Origin of the sequence: Rathayibacter tanaceti, from assembly GCF_001634385.1 — a bacterium.
Lineage (GTDB): Bacteria > Actinomycetota > Actinomycetes > Actinomycetales > Microbacteriaceae > Rathayibacter > Rathayibacter tanaceti.
This window is the reverse complement of the sequence record NZ_LIIN01000065.1, coordinates 1-17,009: the sequence shown is the minus strand read 5'-3', so window position 1 is coordinate 17,009 and position 17,009 is coordinate 1. Positions and strand designations below refer to the sequence as shown.

Below are 17,009 nucleotides of genomic sequence, written 5' to 3'. Positions count from 1 at the left end.
CGCCCCACCCACGCCCCCACCCCCTCTGCCACCCGCGCCTGTGATGCGCTCGCGCATCACAGGAAGATCAACACTGTGTAACGCTTCCTGATCAGCGCCGTCCGGGCGCCTGAGCGAGTTGTCACGTTGGGTAACGTGAGGGCATCGACGCCCTGCCGCTCGTCGCGCTGGGCCGCACTCCTGGAGGACGACATCTTGACTATCACCTCGCGTAAGGCCGCGTTCGGCGGTCTCGCCGCCCTCGGCGTCACCGCGCTTCTCGCCGGTTGCGCCTCCGCCCCGGAGGCGGCCGGTTCGAGTGCCGCCGCCGGCGGCGACTTCCTGCCCTGCATGGTCTCGGACGCGGGCGGGTTCGACGACAAGTCGTTCAACGAGCTCGGCTTCAACGGCCTGACGAAGGCGTCGGAGGAGCTCGGCGTCACCCCCAAGACCGTGACCTCGGAGTCCGAGACCGACTACGCCCCGAACCTCACGAGCCTGGTCGACCAGGGCTGCAACCTCATCATCACCGTCGGCTTCGCGCTGGCCGAGGCCACATCGGCCGCTGCCGAGGCGAACACCGACATCGACTTCGCGATCATCGATGACGCCTCGATCGACCTGCCGAACGTCAAGCCGATCACCTTCGACACCTCACAGGCGGCGTTCCTCGCCGGCTACGCGGCGGCCTCGTACTCCAAGACCGGTGTCGTCGGCACGTACGGCGGTCAGCAGTTCCCGACCGTCACCATCTTCATGGACGGCTACGCCGACGGTGTGAAGTACTTCAACGAGCAGAAGGGGAAGGACGTCAAGGTCGTCGGCTGGGACGTCGACGCGCAGACCGGGTCCTTCACCGGAGGCTTCGCGGCGGGTGTCGAGGCCAAGTCGGCCGCGCAGTCGCTGATCGACCAGAACGCGGACGTCATCCTCCCCGTCGGCGGTCCGATCTTCCAGTCGGCCATCGAGGCGATCCGCGACTCCGGCAAGGAGATCGCGATGGTCGGCGTCGACGCGGATCTGTACGAGACCTACCCGGACGGCGCCGACCTCTACCTGACCTCGATCCTCAAGGGCATCGAGGCCGGCACGACCGATGTGACCAGCACCGCCGGTGCCGACGACTTCGACGCCACTCCGTACGTCGGAACGCTGGACAACGACGGGGTCGGCATCGCTCCGTTCCACGACTTCGAGTCGAAGGTTTCCTCGGACCTGCAGGGCGAGCTCGACACCATCAAGGAGGGCATCATCGACGGCTCGATCACCGTCACGTCGCCCTCAGCCCCCAAGGCGTCCTGACCGCTCGCGAAGAGGCCGGCGGCCCGAGCACTCCTCGGGCCCGCCGGCCTCTTCGCGGTTCCGGGGCCCCGTACCCGGCCCGCGGCGTCTCGTGGTCCGAACCGAAAGTTAGATTGGTCCCATGAAGCTCGAACTGCGTGGCATCACGAAGCGCTTCGGCGCGCTCGTGGCCAACGACCACATCGATCTCACGGTCGAACCCGGCGAGATCCACTGCCTCCTCGGCGAGAACGGGGCGGGCAAGTCGACGCTCATGAACGTGCTGTACGGCCTCTACCGGGCCGAGGAGGGCGAGATCCTGCTCGACGACGCAGTCCAGCAGTTTTCCGGACCGGGTGACGCCATGAAGGCGGGCATCGGCATGGTCCACCAGCACTTCATGCTCGTCCCGGTGTTCTCGGTCGCCGAGAACGTGATGCTCGGCCACGAGCAGACGAAGGCCGGCGGCCGTCTCGATCTCGCCGCCGCGCGGGCCCGCGTGCGCGAGATCTCGGACAGATTCGGCTTCGACGTCGACCCCGACGCGATCGTCGAGGACCTGCCGGTCGGTGTGCAGCAGCGGGTCGAGATCATCAAGGCGCTCTCGCGGGACGCCCGAGTGCTCGTCTTCGACGAGCCGACCGCTGTGCTGACGCCGCAGGAGACGGACGAGCTGATCGCCATCATGCGGCAGCTGCGTGCCGCCGGGACCGCCATCGTCTTCATCACCCATAAACTGCGCGAAGTGCGCGAGGTCGGCGACCGGATCACGGTCATCCGTCTCGGCAGGGTCGTCGGCGAGGCGTCGCCGACGGCGAGCAACGCCGAGCTGGCTTCGCTGATGGTCGGCCGGGCGGTCGAGCTGACGGTGCAGAAGGAGCCGGCGCACGCGGGCGAGGAGGCGCTCGTCGTCAGCGGCTTGACCGTGCGCGACGCGAGCGGCCAGGCGGTCGTGGACGGCGTCTCCTTCGAGGTCCGCCGCGGCGAGATCCTCGCGATCGCGGGGGTGCAGGGCAACGGCCAGACCGAGCTCACCGAGGCGATCATGGGGCTGCAGGAGCGGGTCGAGGGCACGGTGACGCTCGACGGCCGCCGCCTCGACGGTCTCTCGGTTCGACGCGTGCTCGAGTCGGGCGTCGGCTTCGTGCCCGAGGACCGCACCGAGGACGGACTGGTCGCGGAGTTCACGATCGCCGAGAACCTGATGCTCGACCGCTCCGACTCCGGCCCGTTCGTGAAGGGCCTGGGTCTGCGTCTGAAGGAGCTCGAGCGCTTCGCCGAGGAGCGGGTGCGCGAGTTCGACGTGCGAGCGCAGGGGATCGGCACCCATGTCGGCCGTCTCTCCGGCGGCAACCAGCAGAAGGTCGTGCTCGCCCGCGAGCTCAGCCGCGAGCTGCGCCTGTTCATCGCGGCGCAGCCCACGCGCGGCATCGATGTCGGCTCCATCGAGTTCGTGCACAAGCGCATCGTCGAGACTCGCGATACCGGCGCCCCCGTGATCGTGGTGTCCACCGAGCTCGATGAGGTCGCCGCTCTGGCCGACCGCATCGCGGTCATGTACAAGGGCGGGATCATCGGCATCGTGCCCGCCGACACGCCCCGCGAGGTCCTGGGGCTGATGATGGCCGGGCAGACGCCCGCCGAGAAGGGAGCGGCGGCGTGAGCGACGCGCAACTGCCCGCGGTCGATCCCGACGCGGAGAACGAGAAGGCGACGGGGCTCGAGCCCGGTCAGAGGCCGGGTCAGGAGGCGCGCCCCGGTCCGATCGAGAGCGGTGCCTCGCGCGTGCTGCGCGAGATCCTCTCCGGGACCGCGCTGATGTCGGTGCTCGCCGTGCTGCTCTCGCTGATCGCGGGCGGAGTGCTGATCGCCGCGACCGACAAGGACGTCCAAGCGGCGTCGGGCTACTTCTTCGCCCGGCCGCTCGACACCGTGCAGGCCGTGTGGCAGTCCGTCGCGGGCGCCTACTCGTCGCTGTTCCAGGGCTCCGTCTACAACTTCCGACGCGAGGGCTTCGCGAACGGCATCAAGCCACTCACCGACACGCTGGCGTTCGCCACTCCGCTGATCGCGGGCGGTCTCGGCGTGGCGCTCGCCTTCCGGGTCGGGCTGTTCAACATCGGCGGCCGCGGGCAGATGCTGATCGCGGCGGCGTGCGCCGGCTGGGTCGGCTTCTCCTTCGATCTGCCGTGGGGCGTGCACCTGGTCGTCACGCTCGCCGCGGGCATCCTGGGCGGTGCCCTCTGGGGCGGCCTGGTCGGCCTGCTGAAGGCGCGGACCGGCGCGCACGAGGTGATCCTCACGATCATGCTCAACTACGTCGCCTTCTACCTGATCTCCTACCTGCTTCGCACACCCGGCGCGCTCCAGGCCCCCGGGTCGAACAACCCGAAGTCGCCCGGCATGAAGGAGACGGCGGTCTTCCCGGCCCTGCTCGGCTCCGGCTATTCGCTCACCCTCGGCTTCGTCTTCGCTGTCCTGGCGACGGTGTTCGTCTGGTGGCTGCTCAACCGCTCGAGCATCGGCTTCAGGTTCCGCGCGGTGGGAGAGAACCCGCACGCCGCCCGAGTGGCCGGCATCGACGTGAAGAACAGTTATGTGTCCGCGATGCTGCTCTCCGGGGGTCTCCTCGGCCTGGCAGGCAGTGCGCAGGTGATGGGCACGGTCACCACGGGGTTCACCTCCGGGATCGACGCCGGCATCGGCTTCGACGCCATCACCGTCGCTCTCCTCGGACGTTCCCGCCCCTGGGGCGTGTTCTTCGCAGGTATCCTCTTCGGCGCCTTCAAAGCTGGCGGCTACTCGATGCAGGCCGGTGAGGGCGTGCCGATCGACGTCGTGCTCGTCGTCCAGTCGCTGATCGTCCTCTTCATCGCCGCACCGCCGCTGGTGCGTGCGATCTTCCGCCTCCCGACGCCGGGGTCCGCCCCGAAGCGCCGCCAGCGCCGCACCTCGGAGGTGTCCGCATGAGCACCGTCGTCGCCACCGCTCCCGGCCGGGTCATGATGCGCAGTTGGAAGGCCCCCGTCGCGTTCACTGTGTTCGCGCTGCTCGCCGTGGTGCTCTTCGTGGCACTCGGCCGCGACGGGACGAGCTCGTTCCGGCTCGCGGCGGGGAACGACTTCTTCGCTCTGCCCGATGTGCCGTTCCCGACGCGGCCCACCGGAGTCGTGGTCGCGGTCCTGCTGGTCGCGCTGGCCGTGGTCGCCGCCGCCCTGACCCGCGCCGGCCGGCGGATCCCGCTCTGGCTCTCCGTGGTCTTCGCGCTGGCCTTCCTGATCGGGTTCCTGGTGTGGGCGTCGGCGGGCGCAGCGCTACCGGTCTCCGGGCTGCTGCTCGGGACGGTGGGTCTGGCGACTCCGCTGATCTTCGGCTCGCTCGGCGGGGTGATCTCGGAGCGGGTCGGAGTCGTCAACGTCGCGATCGAGGGTCAGCTGCTCGCCGGCGCCTTCACCGCAGCGATGGTCGGATCGCTGACCCGCCAACCCGTTCTCGGCCTGCTCGCGGCGATGGTGGCGAGCGTGCTGGTCTCGTTCGTGCTCGCGGCCTTCGCGATCACGTACCTCGTCGACCAGGTCATCGTCGGCGTGGTGCTCAACGTGCTGGTGACGGGGCTAACGAGTTTCCTCTACTCGCAGGTGCTCTCGTCCGATGCGGCCACCTTCAATTCGCCGGTCAAGTTCGACCGCCTTCCGATCCCGGTGCTCAGCCAGGTCCCGATCGTGGGCGCCGTGCTGTTCAACCAGACTGTGATCGTCTACCTCATGTACATCGCGATCGTCGCCGTCTGGTGGGGGCTGTTCAGGACGAAGTGGGGCCTGCGCCTCCGTGCCGTCGGCGAGCACCCGCAGGCGGCCGACACCGTGGGCATCGACGTGGCGCGTACGCGCTTCTGGAACGTGTCGCTCGCCGGTGCCATCGCCGGGATGGGCGGCGCCTACTACACGCTCGACGCGGTCGGCGCGTTCGGCAAGGAGATGACGGCGGGCGCCGGCTTCATCGCCCTCGCCGCCGTGATCTTCGGACGCTGGGATCCGATCCGCGCGACACTCGCGTCGTTGCTCTTCGGTTTCGCGACCAACCTGCAGAACGTGCTCGGCGTGATCGGGTCACCCGTGCCGAGCGAGTTCATGCTGATGCTGCCCTACGTGGTCACGATCTTCGCGGTCGCCGGCCTCGTCGGGCAGTCCCGCGGGCCGGCGGCAGCAGGCAAGCCGTACCTGAAATCATGAGGGGAGTCGTCGTGACCGGGATCGACTGGGAGGCGCTGCGCTCTGCGGCCCTCGACGCCATGGGCCGCGCCTACGCGCCCTACTCGAAGTTCCCGGTCGGCGCCGCGGCGCTCGTCGACGACGGACGGATCGTCTCCGGCTGCAATGTCGAGAACGCCTCCTACGGGCTGGGCCTCTGCGCCGAGTGCGCGCTCGTCTCTGCGCTGCACATGAGCGGAGGCGGCCGGCTCGTCGCCTTCACGTGCGTCGACGGGCGCGGCGCGACGCTGATGCCCTGCGGACGCTGCCGCCAGCTCCTCTTCGAGCATTCCGCCGACGGCATGGTGCTGGACACGGTGTCGGGTCTGCGCACGATCGACGAGGTCATCCCCGACGCGTTCGGCCCGCGCACCCTCGAGGCGTACGCGGGGGAGCAGCCCGCCGCCTCCCGCTCCGATTCGAACCGAGGAACCGCATGACCCGCTCCACCCCCGTCGAGGCCTTCGACGCCGTCGACGTCATCCGCACCAAGCGAGACCGCGGCACGCTCTCGACCGCGCAGATCGACTGGCTCGTCGACGCGTACACCCGCGGCTACGTCGCCGATGAGCAGATGGCGGCGTTCGCGATGGCCGTGCTGCTCAACGGGATGCAGCGCGACGAGATCCGCGATCTCACGCTCGCGATGATCGCCAGCGGCGAGCGGATGCGCTTCGACGGCCTCGGCAAGCGCACGGTCGACAAGCACTCCACCGGGGGAGTGGGCGACAAGATCACGTTGCCGCTCATGCCGCTGGTCGCCTCCTTCGGTGTCGCCGTGCCGCAGCTCTCGGGCCGCGGGCTCGGGCACACCGGCGGCACGCTCGACAAGCTGGAGTCGATCCCCGGATGGCGCGCCGAGCTCAGCAATGAGGAGATGCTCGAGCAGCTGCGCACGGTCGGCGGGGTGATCTGCGCCGCCGGCTCGGGCCTGGCTCCGGCCGACAAGAAGCTCTACGCGCTGCGCGACATCACCGGGACGGTCGAGGCGATCCCGCTGATCGCTTCCTCGATCATGTCGAAGAAGATCGCGGAGGGGACGGACGCGCTCGTACTCGACGTGAAGTTCGGCTCGGGTGCGTTCATGGTCGACATCGAGCGCTCGCGCGAGCTCGCGCGGGCGATGGTCGACCTCGGCACCGATGCGGGCGTGCGCACCACCGCTCTGCTCACCAACATGAATGTGCCGCTCGGCCTGGCGATCGGCAACGCGAACGAGGTGCGGGAGTCCGTCGATGTGCTCGCCGGCGGCGGCCCCGCGGACGTGCGCGAGCTCACCCTGGAACTGGCCCGCGAGATGCTCGCGCTCGCCGGGCAGCCGGACGCCGACGTCGAGAAGGCGCTCGACGGCGGAACGGCGATGGACACCTGGCGGGGAGTGATCCGCGCGCAGGGCGGGGACCCGGAGGCGGCTCTGCCCCGGGCGCGCGAGACGCACGTCGTGCTGGCCGATCGGGACGGCGTCCTCGTCGAGCAGCGGGCCCTGCCGTTCGGGATCTCGCCGCCTGGCGTCTCGGCGCGGGCCGCGCCCGGCAGTCGGATGCGGTGCAGCACGCCGCGGGGATCGACCTGCACGTCAAGCCGGGCGGGGTGGTCCGCGCCGGGCAGCCGCTCTTCACGCTCTCGGCCGACGAGCCGGAGCGGTTCGAGCGGGCACTGCAGGCGCTCGAGGGCTCGTACCGCGTGGGCGACGCCGGCGACGAGGTGCTCGACGGCGGTCCGCTCGTGGCGGAGCGGATCTCCTGATCGACCTCCGGGTCCCCTGACGGGATTCGACTCGTCGGAGCCGGTCGCGGCTGCGAGCCGGACGCCGTGCCGTGAGCCGGCGATCTCGTCCGTGCCGCCGTGGCCCGGGAGGCGCCGGACGGTGAGCCGTCCTCGTCGACCCTCTAATGTGGTCCGCGAACCACAGCCCGACTCGCGAGGAGCACCGTGACCGATCACATCGAGGAGTACCTCCTTCCGGGCGAGGGCATCCTCATCGACGAGCTGCCGAAGGTCTCGCTGCACGATCACCTCGACGGCGGCCTCCGCCCGGGGACGATCGTCGAGCTCGCCCGCGCCATCGACGCCGAGCTCCCGGCCGACGAGCCGGCGGCCCTCGGCGAATGGTTCCGGAGCACCCCCGGATCCGGCTCGCTCACCGACTACCTCGCCCGTTTCGAGGTGACCGTCTCGGTGATGCAGACCGCGCCGGCCCTCGAGCGCGTCGCTCGCGAGTTCGTCCTCGACCTCGCCGCCGACGGCGTCGTGCACGGCGAGGTGCGCTGGGCGCCCGAGCAGCACCAGCGCTCGGGGCTCACCCTCGATGCGGCGGTCGAGGCCGTGCAAGAGGGACTGCAGCAGGGCGTGCAGGAGGCGGCGGCGCACGGCCACCGGATCCGGGTCGGCCAGCTGATCACGGCGATGCGGCACGCCGACCGCTCGCTCGAGGTCGCGGAGCTGGCCCTCCGCCACCGCGAGCGGGGAGCGATCGGCTTCGACATCGCGGGGGCGGAGGCGGGGCACCCCGCGTCCCGGCACCGTGCCGCGTTCGAGGCGCTCGCGTCGGCGCATTTCCCGGCCACCGTGCACGCGGGCGAGGCAGACGGTCTCGGCAGCATCCGCTCGGCCCTGCTCGACGGTCGCGCCCTGCGCCTGGGCCACGGCGTGCGGCTCGCCGAGGACATCCGGATCGAGCGCCAGGACGACGACGCGAGCTACGTGACCCTGGGCGAGCTCTCCGAGTGGGTGAAGGATCGCGAGATCGCGCTGGAGCTCAGCCCCTCCTCCAATCTGCAGACCGGGGCGATCGCCGCGTGGGGCACCGAGCTGATCGATCACCCCTTCGACCTGCTCTACCAACTCGGCTTCCGGGTCACGGTGAACCCCGACAACCGCCTGATGAGCGCGACGACCCTCAGCCGCGAGCTTGCCCTGCTGTCGGACGCGTTCGGCTACGATCTCGACGACCTGGAGGCGTTCCAACTGAACGCGGCCCAGGCCAGCTTCCTCCCGCTCGACGAGCGTCGCGAGCTGATCGAGACGATCAGCACCGGCTTCGAGGCGGCCTGAGGATGCCTCTCGACGCGCTGGCCGACGAAGCGGTCGCCCTCCGGCACTCGGCGGCCTCGTGGCGCGAGGCCGTCCTCGAGGCAGGTCGCGCTCTCGAGCGCACCGGTGCCGTCGAGGCGGCCTACTCGCGCCGCATGATCGAGCAGGTCGACGTGCTCGGGCCCTACATCGTCATCGCACCTGGACTCGCGCTCGCGCACGCCCGGCCGGGCCACGACGTGCTCGCCGACGGTCTCTCAGTCGTCACGCTCGCCGAGCCCGTGCCCTTCGGGCACAGCACCAACGACCCGGTCTCGGTCGTCATCGGCATCGCCGCCACGCAGTCGCACGGCCATCTCGCTTCGTCTCCGGACTCGCCGACGTGCTCAGCCGCCCCGACGCGGTGACCGCGCTCGCCGCTGCCCGCACCGTCCGCAGCATCAACGCCGTCCTCACCGACGACAGCCCACACGTCCCGCACCACGGAAGAAGCGCATGAAGATCGTCACCCTCTGCGGCGCCGGAATCGGCACCTCGGCCATCCTCAAGCTCGGCGCCGAGCGGGCGCTCGAGGCGCTCGACCTTGAGGCGGAGGTGATCGCCTCCGACCTCGACTCGGTCGACGGCCTCGCCGCCGACGCACAGGTGATCCTCACCTCGGGCGAGCTCGTCGACCGTATCGCCCCCACCTTCGCCGAGGTCGTCGTGATCGACAACTACCTCGACCAGAACGAGATCACGGCCAAGATCGAGCGCGCGCTCGGCTGAGCGATCCGGCGGATCACTCGAGGAGGGACCGGGCTCCTGCTCGGAGGGCGGCGAGGCGGGACGAGACAGCAGACCGACGAGCCGCGGCATCGGGATCGGTGGACCAGGCGTCGAGGTAGAGCTTCACCTTGGGCTCGGTGCCGCTCGGGCGCGCGATGAGGCGCGCTCCGTCGAGGGAGAAGCGCAGTGCGTCCGTGGGCGGCAGGACACCGTCCTCGGCCAGCAGATCCTCGGTGCGCGCGACCGCGAGAGAGCCGATCGCACTCGGAGGACTCGCCCGGAGCCCCGCCATGATGCGGCCGATCTCCGAGAGGTCCGTCACCCGCAGCGAGATCTGCTCCGAGCCGAAGAGCCCGAACCTCGCGGCGAACGCCTCGAGCTCGTCCTCGACGGAGCGTCCCTCTGCGGCCAGCTCGCTCGCGAGCGACAGGAACGCGAGCGCCGCCGAGATCCCGTCCTTGTCGCGCACCGTCCCGGGGTTCACCAGGTACCCGAGCGCCTCCTCGTAGCCGAAGACCAGGTCCGGCACCCGTGAGATCCACTTGAAGCCCGTGAGCGTCTCGATGAAGTCGAGCCCGTAGTCGGCGGCGACGGCGCCTAAAGCGGGGGAGGAGACGATCGAGCAGGCGAGCGCCCCTCCGCCGCGGCCCTCGCGACGCGCCTGTTCGGCCGCGCGCCAGCCCAGCAGTGCGCCGACCTCGTTGCCGGTGAGCCTCCGAAAGCCCTCGGGCGCCGAGGGATCGGGCAGCGCCGCGGCGAACCTGTCGGCATCCGGGTCATTGGCGATGATCAGCTGCGCACGACCGGAGCGCGCGGTCGCGAACGACAGATCCAGAGCCCCCGCCTCCTCCGGGTTCGGGAACGCCACCGTGGGGAACGCGGGGTCGGGCTCGATCTGCTCGACGACGACCGCGGGCTCGTCGAAACCGGCGGACGAGAGCACCCGGTGCGCAGTCTCCCAGCCGACCCCGTGCATCGCCGTGTAGACCACGCGCAGCGGAGCCGTCTGCCGCCCGAGCGCTGCGGTCGCCTCGATGTAGGCCGTCACGACCGACTCCTCCGCGAGGCGATACTCGCCGCGGGGCAGCTCAGGGACCCGCTTCGTGCGCGCGACCGCGAGGATCCGCTCGGCGATCTCGGAGTCGACGGGCGGCACGATCTGCGAGCCCTCGTCGGCGCCGCCGAGGTAGACCTTATAGCCGTTGTCCTGGGGCGGATTGTGGCTGGCGGTGACCATCACGCCCGCGTCGGCGCTCAGGTACCGCACCGCGAACGCGAGCACCGGCGTGGGCAGCAGTCTCGGCAGCAGCACCGCGTCGACGCCGACGCCGGCCATCAGCGCGGCGGAGTCCTCGGCGAAGACGCGGGAGTTCTTCCGGCCGTCGTAGCCGATCACGACGACGGGTCGCTCGAGGCCCTGGGCGAGAAGGTGGTCGGCGAGGCCGACGGCGGCCTGCGAGACCAGCACGCGGTTCATCCGGTTGGAACCCGTCGCGATCGCGCCGCGGAGGCCCGCCGTGCCGAAGGCCAGGCGCGCGCCGAAGCGGTCCTCCAGCTCGGCGCGGGCCGCGGCGTCGCCGGTGTCGGAGGCGGTCAGCAGGCCGACGAGCTCTTCCCGCGTCTCGGCGTCAGGGTCCTGTGCGAGCCAGTCCTCCGCGAGGGCGCGGACGTCGGCGGTCACAGCGTTCCCGTGATCCCGGCCAGGAGCCGAGCGAGGTCGTCCTCGGCGTCGCGTCCGGCTTCGAGCACCTCCTCGTGGCTGAGGGGTGTCTTCTGAATGCCGGCGGCGAGGTTCGTGATCAAGGACATGCCGAGCACCTCCATGCCGGCCTCGCGCGCTGCGATCGCCTCGAGGGCGGTCGACATGCCGACGATGTGACCCCCGATGATCCGAGCCATCTGCACCTCTGCGGGGCTCTCGTAGTGCGGTCCGCGGAACTGCACGTAGACGCCCTCGTCGAGCTCGGGACGCGTGCGGCGCGCGAGCTCGCGCAGGCGCGCGGAGTAGAGATCGGTCAGGTCGATGAAGGTCGCACCCTCGAGCGGAGAGTCGGCCGTGAGGTTGATGTGATCGCTGATGAGCACGGGTGTGCCCGGCGTCCAGTGCTCCTTGATGCCGCCGGCGCCGTTGGTGAGGATCATCACTGTCGCGCCCGCGGCGGCCGCGGTCCGGACGCTGTGGGCGACCCTGCGCACGCCGTAGCCTCGTAGTAGTGAGTGCGCGCTCCGATGATCAGCGCACGCTTCCCTGTCGGCAGCAGAACGGAGCGGAGGGTGCCGCCGTGCCCGTGCACCGCGGGCCTGGAGAATCCGAGGATCTCGGTGGCGTCCACGCTCGCGGTGGTCTCGCCGATCGCATCGGCGGCTCTGCCCCAGCCGCTGCCGAGGGTGAGCGCGATGTCGTGTCTCTCGACGCCCGTCGCCTCGGCGATCTGCGAGGCGGCGCGGGCCGCGATCTCGAAGGGATCGGCGTCGGGTGCGTCGAGCGGATGCGGGGTCTGGTCGGCCATTCCCCCACCCTACCGAGGGGCTGTCCGGGCCCCGGTGCGCCGCCTCCGCCCCTCCGATCACGGGACGATTGGGCGAACTCCCAGCGGCGGGGGACAATGGGGACATGGCCTATGAGTTCGAGCGCGCGCAGAGGATCGCTGTACTCGGAGGGGGGCCGGGCGGCTACGAAGCCGCCATCGCCGGAGCGCAGCTCGGCGCGGAGGTCACCCTCGTCGAGCGGGTCGGAGTCGGCGGCTCGGCCGTGATCACCGACGTCGTGCCGTCGAAGTCGCTGATCGCCACCGCCGAGGCCACGAACGCCATCGGCGAGGCGGCCGACCTCGGCGTGCAGTTCTTCACCCGCTCCGAACAGAACCGGCCTGTGCGCCCCGAGGTCGCCGTCAACCTCGCGACCGTGAACAAGAGGCTCCTCGGCCTCGCTCGGCAGCAGTCCGAGGACATGCGGGCCACCCTCGTGCACCACGGCGTGCGCATCGTGCAGGGCGACGGCCGCCTCGACGGCTCGAACGCACTCATCGTCTCCACCGCCGCCGGCGGAGTGGGGATGGACTTCGACCGCATCGAGGCGGACACCGTCGTGGTGTCCGTCGGGGCGAGCCCCCGTGTCCTCCCGACCGCGGCTCCCGACGGCGAGCGGATCCTCAGCTGGACGCAGCTCTACAACCTCAAGTCGGTGCCCGAGCACCTCATCGTGGTCGGATCCGGCGTGACCGGAGCGGAGTTCGCCTCCGCCTACCGCGCCCTCGGTGCCCGCGTGACCCTGATCTCGTCGCGCGACCAGGTGCTGCCCGGCGAGGACGCCGACGCCGCGGCCGTCATCGAGAACGTCTTCAAGCGCAACGGGATGGTCGTCCTCTCGAAGTCCCGCGCCGACCGCGTCGAGCGCACCGAGACCGGAGTGCGGGCGACCCTGTCAGATGGCCGTGTCGTCGAGGGCTCGCACTGCCTGATGGCGGTCGGCTCGGTCCCCAACACGGCCGGCATCGGCCTTGAGGACGCGGGCGTCCAGCTCACGTCATCCGGTCACATCCGCGTGAACCGGGTCGCCCGCACCAGCGTTCCCTCGGTCTACGCGGCGGGCGACTGCACGACGTTCCTGCCCCTCGCCTCGGTCGCCGCGATGCAGGGACGCACCGGCGTGTTCCACGCGATGGGCGACGCGGTGAATCCGACCGAGGTGCGCAACGTTGCGGCGAACATCTTCACACAGCCCGAGATCGCGACCGTCGGCTGGAGCCAGCGCGAGATCGAGGAGGGGATCGCGCAGGGTGAGATCTACAAGCTCCCCCTCGCGGCGAATCCGCGGGCCAAGATGATGGGCATCCGGGACGGCTTCGTGAAGCTGTTCGCCCGCACCGGCTCCGGCACCGTCATCGGAGGCGTCATCGTCGCCCCCAAGGCGAGCGAGCTGATCTTCCCGCTGGCGCTCGCGGTCGAGCACCGCCTCACTGTCGACCAGGTCGCGCGCGCCTTCACGGTCTACCCGAGCCTCACCGGCTCGATCTCGGACGCGGCCCGCGCCATGCACATCGTCACCTGACCCGCACCAGCCGACCGGGATGCGCGCAGCCCCGCCTAGGTGATCTGCAGCAGCACGTGGCCCGCGGGGACGGTCGACCCGGCCTCAGCGTTCACTCCCCGGACGACGCCGTCCTTGTGCGCCGTGAGCGGCTGCTCCATCTTCATCGCCTCGAGGACCACGACCAGGTCGCCCGTGACGACGGTGTCGCCCTCGGCGACAGCGACCTTGACGATCGTGGCCTGCATCGGCGAGGAGACGGAGTCGCCCGTCACCGTGCTCACCGAGGAGGAGCCGCGGCGCTTGGGGGAGGCTGCGGCGGTCCCGCGCGCGGGCGCCGAGCCGACGAGGTCGCCCGGCAGCGAGACCTCGACGCGGCGGCCGTCGACCTCGACCACGACGTTCTGGCGGGCGGCGGCGTCCGGGATCGTGCCCGGCTCGCCGCTCCAGGCGGGGATGCTGTTCTCGAACTCGGTCTCGATCCAGCGGGTGTAGATCGAGAAGGGCGCGCCGTCGGCCGGAGCGAACGCCGGGTCCTCGACGATGACGCGGTGGAACGGCAGCACGGTCGGCAGCCCGGTGACCTCGAACTCGGCGAGCGCCCTCCGCGAGCGCTCGAGAGCCTCTTCGCGGGTCGCGCCGGTCACGATGAGCTTGGCCAGGAGGGAGTCGAACGATCCCGAGATGACGTCGCCGGCGACGACACCGGAGTCGACGCGCACGCCGGGGCCGCCCGGCACCTTGAAGACGTGCACCGGGCCGGGAGCCGGCAGGAAGCCGCGGCCCGCGTCCTCGCCGTTGATGCGGAACTCGAAGGAGTGGCCGCGCGGCTCCGGGTCGTCGTAGTCGAGGGTGCCGCCCTCGGCGAGGCGGAACTGCTCGCGCACGAGGTCGATGCCGGTGACCTCCTCCGACACGGGGTGCTCGACCTGCAGCCGCGTGTTCACCTCGAGGAACGAGACCGTGCCGTCCTTGCCGATCAGGAACTCGCAGGTCCCGGCGCCGACGTAGCCGACCTCGCGGAGGATCGCCTTCGACGCGCGGTACAGCTCGGCGTTCTGCTCGTCCGTGAGGAACGGCGCGGGCGCCTCCTCGACGAGCTTCTGGTGGCGGCGCTGGAGCGAGCAGTCGCGCGTCGAGACGACGACGACCGTGCCGTGCGCGTCGGCCAGGCACTGCGTCTCGACGTGCCGGGGCTGGTCGAGGTACTTCTCGACGAAGCACTCGCCGCGGCCGAAGGCGGCGACGGCCTCACGGGTCGCGGAGGCGAACAGCTCCTCCACCTCGTCGCGCTCGCGGGCCACCTTGAGGCCGCGGCCACCGCCTCCGAACGCCGCCTTGATCGCGACGGGGAGGCCGTGCTGGTCGACGAACTCGAGCACCTCGGCGGCGCCCGAGACGGGGTTGAGGGTTCCGGGAGCGAGCGGGGCGCCGACCTTCTCGGCGACGTGGCGGGCCGAGACCTTGTCGCCCAGGCGCTCGATCGCGTCGGGGCCGGGGCCGATCCAGATCAGCCCGGCGTCGATGACGGCGCGGGCGAAGTCGGCGTTCTCCGCGAGGAATCCGTAGCCGGGGTGGACGGCGTCGGCGCCGGAGCGGCGCGCGATCGAGAGGAGCTTGTCGATCACGAGGTAGGTCTCGGCGCTGGTCGTCCCACCGAGGGCGTAGGCCTCGTCGGCGAGGCGGCTGTGCACGGCGTCGCGGTCCTGGTCGGCGTAGACGGCGACGGAGGCGATCCCGCTGTCGCGGGCGGCGCGGACGACTCGGACGGCGATCTCGCCCCGGTTGGCGACGAGCACCTTCGTAATCTTCGGCATGGTTCCCAACCCTAGGGGGCGGCCTCGTCGAGCCCGGCGCGGCTCACCACAAAGAAGCGCGGGGGCTTCGTCGGATCCTCACAAGGGCGCGGGCGGCGCCTCGGGTGCTGCGTGCGGTTCAGCGGTTCCAGAGCGCGGTCCACTCGACCCCCAGTCCGCGCACGAGCGAACGGAGGGTCGGTACCGACATCCCGACGACCGTCGAAGGGTCGCCCTCGATCGCGGTGATGAATCCGGCGCCCCGCCCGTCGATCGTGAAGGCGCCCGCGACCTCCAACGGTTCGCCTGTGGCCACGTAGGCGTCGATCTCGGCGTCGTCGATGTCGGAGGCGAAGGTGACAGCGGCGGAGGTGACCGCCCCGGCCTCGGCGACGACGCGTCCGCCGCGGTGGTCGATCAGCCAGTGGCCGGAGTGGAGGCGCCCGGTCCGTCCGCGCTGGGCTCGCCAGCGCTCGCGGGCGCGCTCCGGCTCGTGCGGCTTGCCGTGGACGACGCCGTCGAGCACGAACGCGGAGTCGCCGCCGAGCACCAGTCCGTCGATCGCCGGTCCGAGGACGGCGCTGGCCTTCGCGCGGGCGAGCAGCGAGACGGTCGCGTCGGCGTCGAGCACGGACCCGTGCTCCTGCTCGGCCCGTGCCACGGCCGCGGGCTCGTCGACCCAGGAGGGCACGATGACGGGTTCGATTCCGGACGCCCGCAGCAGCGCGAGACGCGCGGGCGAGGTGGAGGCGAGATAGAGGCGCACGAGGGCTCCCTGCGGCCGGGCCCACGCTGTGGGATGCTCGACGGATGGCACAGACCCCGCCCCGAGCCGACTCCCGCCCCGCTGGGGCCGACGACGCACTCGGGTCCGAGATCGAGCTCGACATTAGCAACGTCGCCCACGGAGGCGTGTTCGTCGCCCGCCACGAGGGTCGCGTCGTGTTCGTCCCCGACGTGCTCCCCGGCGAGCGGGTGCGCGCACGGGTCAGCGAGATCCGGCACGACAGCTTCTGGCGCGCCGAGGCTCTCGAGGTGCTCACCGCTTCGGAGCACCGCGTCGAGCACGTCTGGCCGCAGGCCGGACTCGACCGCAGCCCCGAGGAGCGCGTGGGCGGCGCCGAGTTCGGCCATGCCGACCTCGCCTACCAGCGCGAGCTCAAGCGTCTCGTCCTCGTCGACTCCTTCGCCCGCTTCGCGCGCCGCGAGGTCACGGTCGACGTCGCGCCCCTCGCGGGCGACGACGAGTCCGGCGGTCTGGGCTGGCGCACCCGCAACCGGCTGCACGTCGACGAGGAGGGTCGGGTCGGGCCCTACGCGGCACGCAGCCACCATGTCGTCACCGTCGACTCCCTGCCGCTGGCGACCGCCGCCTCCTCGGCTGCAGCGCCGCTCGGTGAGCGTCTGGCGCCCGGCTCGGTCGTCGACCTGGTCGACGCTGCCGGGTCCGAGGGCGCCGCCGTCCTTGTCCACGACCCGTCCGACAAGCGTGCCCGGCGCGACCGGACCGTGGTCAGCGAGTTCGTCGCCGACCGCACCTTCCGCGTCGACCGCTCCGGCTTCTGGCAGGTGCACCGCGGAGCCGCTGCCACGCTGTTCGAGGCGGTCCAGGGCGCGGTCGACGTGGCGTCGGCCGATCCGCGCGCCGCGAACCACGACCTCTACGGTGGCGTCGGCCTGCTCGCTGCGGCGCTCTCCGACCGCCTGGCCGTCGGCGTCCGCGTCACGAGCGTCGAGAGCGACGCCCGCGCCACGGAGCACGCACTCGCGAACCTCGCCGACCAGGTCGGAGCCCGAGCCGTGACCGCTCGGGTCGACCGCTACCTCCGCGACGTGATCGCGCAGGCCGACGCGCGCGAGCGGGACCGCTGG

At 71.2% G+C, this 17,009-nt stretch carries 13 protein-coding genes and 2 pseudogenes; 11 read left to right on the top strand and 4 right to left on the bottom strand.

The features are described from left to right. Positions 1–195 precede the first annotated feature (195 nt). From ACH61_RS09310 to ACH61_RS09270, 9 genes and pseudogenes are all read left to right on the top strand, one after another. On the top strand, positions 196–1,281 hold the full coding sequence (locus ACH61_RS09310; protein WP_068211459.1) for a BMP family lipoprotein: 1,086 nt from the start codon (positions 196–198) through the stop codon (positions 1,279–1,281). A gap of 121 nt (positions 1,282–1,402) precedes the next feature. Next, positions 1,403–2,923 carry an ABC transporter ATP-binding protein gene (locus ACH61_RS09305; RefSeq protein ID WP_068211456.1) on the top strand — a complete coding sequence of 507 codons (1,521 nt, stop codon included), beginning with the start codon at positions 1,403–1,405 and terminating at the stop codon, positions 2,921–2,923. Further along, positions 2,920–4,230 (top strand): ABC transporter permease, encoded by a 1,311-nt coding sequence (locus tag ACH61_RS09300; RefSeq protein ID WP_199220802.1) that lies wholly within the window; start codon positions 2,920–2,922, stop codon positions 4,228–4,230. The genes ACH61_RS09305 and ACH61_RS09300 overlap by 4 nt, the downstream gene beginning before the upstream one ends. Next, positions 4,227–5,492, top strand: a complete 1,266-nt coding sequence (locus ACH61_RS09295; RefSeq protein ID WP_068211453.1) for an ABC transporter permease — start codon at positions 4,227–4,229, stop codon at positions 5,490–5,492. Before ACH61_RS09300 ends, ACH61_RS09295 begins: the two co-directional genes overlap by 4 nt. Further along, a complete protein-coding gene (locus ACH61_RS09290; protein WP_068211451.1) occupies positions 5,489–5,950 on the top strand; it encodes a cytidine deaminase in 462 nt (153 codons plus the stop codon). The genes ACH61_RS09295 and ACH61_RS09290 overlap by 4 nt, the downstream gene beginning before the upstream one ends. Beyond that, positions 5,947–7,256 (top strand): annotated as a pseudogene (locus tag ACH61_RS09285) (thymidine phosphorylase). The gene ACH61_RS09290 and the pseudogene ACH61_RS09285 overlap by 4 nt, the downstream one beginning before the upstream one ends. A gap of 186 nt (positions 7,257–7,442) precedes the next feature. Then, complete coding sequence (locus ACH61_RS09280) at positions 7,443–8,564, top strand: adenosine deaminase (RefSeq protein ID WP_068211448.1); 1,122 nt, start codon at positions 7,443–7,445, stop codon at positions 8,562–8,564. 2 nt (positions 8,565–8,566) lie between these two features. After that, on the top strand, positions 8,567–8,950 hold the full coding sequence (locus tag ACH61_RS09275) for a PTS sugar transporter subunit IIA (protein ID WP_236713613.1): 384 nt from the start codon (positions 8,567–8,569) through the stop codon (positions 8,948–8,950). 88 nt (positions 8,951–9,038) lie between these two features. Next, complete coding sequence (locus ACH61_RS09270) at positions 9,039–9,311, top strand: PTS sugar transporter subunit IIB (protein ID WP_068211445.1); 273 nt, start codon at positions 9,039–9,041, stop codon at positions 9,309–9,311. Between the two features lie 13 nt (positions 9,312–9,324). Here the strand turns inward: ACH61_RS09270 and ACH61_RS09265 are convergent, their stop codons facing one another. Together ACH61_RS09265 and ACH61_RS09260 are read right to left on the bottom strand one after the other, a co-directional pair. Then, the gene (locus tag ACH61_RS09265; protein ID WP_068211442.1) at positions 9,325–10,992 is read right to left on the bottom strand and encodes a phospho-sugar mutase; all 1,668 of its coding nucleotides are present in this window, start codon (positions 10,990–10,992) and stop codon (positions 9,325–9,327) included. Then, positions 10,989–11,821, bottom strand: a pseudogene (locus ACH61_RS09260) (purine-nucleoside phosphorylase). The gene ACH61_RS09265 and the pseudogene ACH61_RS09260 overlap by 4 nt, the downstream one beginning before the upstream one ends. A 104-nt stretch (positions 11,822–11,925) precedes the next feature. Here ACH61_RS09260 and ACH61_RS09255 point away from each other — a divergent pair. Next, positions 11,926–13,362, top strand: coding sequence for an NAD(P)H-quinone dehydrogenase (locus tag ACH61_RS09255; RefSeq protein WP_068211438.1), 1,437 nt, complete (start codon positions 11,926–11,928; stop codon positions 13,360–13,362). 35 nt (positions 13,363–13,397) lie between these two features. Here ACH61_RS09255 and ACH61_RS09250 read toward each other — a convergent pair whose 3' ends face one another. Together ACH61_RS09250 and ACH61_RS09245 are read right to left on the bottom strand one after the other, a co-directional pair. Continuing rightward, positions 13,398–15,158, bottom strand: a complete 1,761-nt coding sequence (locus ACH61_RS09250; protein ID WP_068211435.1) for an acetyl/propionyl/methylcrotonyl-CoA carboxylase subunit alpha — start codon at positions 15,156–15,158, stop codon at positions 13,398–13,400. A 118-nt stretch (positions 15,159–15,276) separates the two neighbouring features. Continuing rightward, a complete protein-coding gene (locus tag ACH61_RS09245; RefSeq protein ID WP_068211432.1) occupies positions 15,277–15,903 on the bottom strand; it encodes a Maf family protein in 627 nt (208 codons plus the stop codon). Positions 15,904–15,947: 44 nt separating this feature from the next. On the opposite strand from ACH61_RS09245, the gene ACH61_RS09240 reads away from it, so the two are divergent. Continuing rightward, positions 15,948–17,009: class I SAM-dependent RNA methyltransferase (locus tag ACH61_RS09240; RefSeq protein ID WP_068211429.1), on the top strand; the 1,062-nt coding region annotated here is incomplete at its 3' end.